This is a genomic window from Halobacillus rhizosphaerae (assembly GCF_046719735.1).
Lineage (GTDB): Bacteria > Bacillota > Bacilli > Bacillales > Halobacillaceae > Halobacillus_B > Halobacillus_B rhizosphaerae.
The window spans coordinates 1-656 of sequence record NZ_JAUTWQ010000056.1 but is presented as its reverse complement, the minus strand read 5'-3'; the positions used below and the strand labels follow the sequence as shown (position 1 = coordinate 656).

The following is a 656-nucleotide window of genomic DNA, read 5'->3' as shown; positions in this document are numbered from 1 at the left end:
AATGTTGACTTATCCAGTTTTGAGGGTTTATTAAAAAAATTGTTAAATTCCCTTGAAATTTATCGCTGAGGGCAATATAATATATCTTGTCCTTGAAAAACGAATGATAAGAGATCTGGTGGTGAAGGCGAAGAGGTCACACCTGTTCCCATGCCGAACACAGTAGTTAAGCTCTTCAGCGCCGATGGTAGTCGGGTCGATCCCCGTGAGAGTAGGACGCTGCCAGGTTTCAAATTATTCCACCGTAGCTCAGTGGTAGAGCAATCGGCTGTTAACCGATCGGTCGTAGGTTCGAATCCTACCGGTGGAGCCATATTATGGAGAGCTGTCCGAGCTGGCCGAAGGAGCACGATTGGAATTCGTGTAAACCGTTACCACGGTTTCGAGGGTTCGAATCCCTCGCTCTCCGCCATAGTAATTTTGCATTAATGGCCCGTTGGTCAAGTGGTTAAGACACCGCCCTTTCACGGCGGTATCACGGGTTCGAATCCCGTACGGGTCACCATTATTCGGAGGATTAGCTCAGCTGGGAGAGCACTTGCCTTACAAGCAAGGGGTCGCAGGTTCGAACCCTGCATCCTCCACCATGATAATTTTATAGGAGAACATTTCTCCATTGTCGCGGGGTAGAGCAGTCTGGTAGCTCGTCGGGCTCA

At 49.1% G+C, this 656-nt stretch carries 4 tRNA genes and 1 rRNA gene; all 5 read left to right on the top strand.

Features of this window, described 5'->3' with window-relative positions:
* The first annotated feature begins 114 nt into the window (after positions 1-114).
* The 5 genes from rrf (at position 115) to Q7A53_RS21695 (ending at position 587) form a co-directional block, all read left to right on the top strand.
* Positions 115-228 (top strand): 5S ribosomal RNA (gene rrf, locus Q7A53_RS21715).
* Positions 229-238: 10 nt separating this feature from the next.
* Positions 239-313: transfer RNA gene (locus Q7A53_RS21710), tRNA-Asn, on the top strand.
* Positions 314-319: 6 nt separating this feature from the next.
* Positions 320-412 (top strand) — tRNA-Ser (locus Q7A53_RS21705).
* 18 nt (positions 413-430) lie between these two features.
* Positions 431-505 (top strand) — tRNA-Glu (locus Q7A53_RS21700).
* Positions 506-511: 6 nt separating this feature from the next.
* A tRNA-Val gene (locus Q7A53_RS21695) sits at positions 512-587 on the top strand.
* The last annotated feature ends 69 nt before the right edge of the window (positions 588-656 follow it).